This window comes from Mesorhizobium sp. M2A.F.Ca.ET.037.01.1.1 (assembly GCF_003998075.1).
Classification (GTDB): Bacteria; Pseudomonadota; Alphaproteobacteria; order Rhizobiales; family Rhizobiaceae; genus Mesorhizobium.
Genome location: NZ_RZSA01001429.1, coordinates 1 through 1,159, shown reverse-complemented (window position 1 = coordinate 1,159; position 1,159 = coordinate 1). Strand labels below are relative to the sequence as shown.

General features: G+C 63.3%; 1 pseudogene. It reads left to right on the top strand.

The window, feature by feature from the left end:
- Positions 1 to 1,159 (top strand): annotated as a pseudogene (locus EOA27_RS41260) (hypothetical protein); the annotation flags it as partial.

The window sequence follows — 1,159 nt, the reverse complement described above, 5'->3', positions numbered from 1 at the left end:
AGATTTTGTCATCGGCAATGGCGTCATTGCCGGCCAGCAGACGATGAGCAATGCCGGTGATACCGGCCTCGTGCAGGCAAACGGAGCGATCGAAACATTCGGCGCCGGCGTCGATGCCGTGCAGATGTTCAATTCGGGTCAACGGCTGACCAATTACGGGCTGATCGCAAGATTGGGCGGCGGCGCCGCCAATGTGCATTCGCAAGGGCCCGACGCGACCATCCTCAACAACGGTGCCATCCTGGCGATCGGCGATGGCTCGATCGGCATTTTGTCGGAAGGCGGCGATACGCAGATCGTGAACAACGGCACGATCGAAGCGCTTGGCGTCGCCACATACGGGATCATCAGCGATGCTCCGGCCGGGCATGTGGATAACCATGGCTTTATTGGCGTTTCCGGCACGGCTGCCGCGGGCATAATCGGCGACGGGCCGGACCTGACGGTGGACAACAGCGGATCCATCGAGGCCTATGGGACCGCGGCCGGAGGGATTCTGTGGCAGAGCAACGGGCTGCGACTCGATAATTCCGGGTCGATCGTTGTGTCGGGCCTGGCTTCGGTCGGCATCGGCGCGAGCGGCAATGACATCACCATCACCAACAGCGGCACGGTCGATGTCTTCGGGACGGCTTCGACGGGTATCAGTGCGCTGTTCGGCAACGCCACGATCACCAATTCCGGTTCGGTGATCGTAGAGGGTCTGGGCGGTGTCGGCATTGCGGCCCAGGGCGGCAGTTCCGTCATCACCAATTCCGGTCACGTCTTCAGTGACCAGAGCGTGGCGATCTATTTCGGCGCGTCTGGCGCCACGCTGAACCTGTTGGGCGGGACGGCCATCCAGGGGCCGATCGTCTTTTCCGGTGGCGGCAACACCGTCAGTTTCGGCCCTGGGCTTAACGCCGTCATGAGTTTTTCAGGAAGCGGCCCGCCGCAAACCATCCTCACCGGCGGCAGGCCGTTCGTGACCAGCGGCGACAGCGTGGCGGTGGTCGACATCACCGGGTTTGCGAGCAGCGGGCCGCTGATCGAGGACCTTGTCGACGGCATAGCCGGTGTCGCCGAGGCCCGTATGGCTGCCCCAGACGACGGCTTGCCTGCGCTACGGAAAGGTCCGGACGCCTGGATCTCCACTTTCGGCGGGATACGCTCCCAGGGT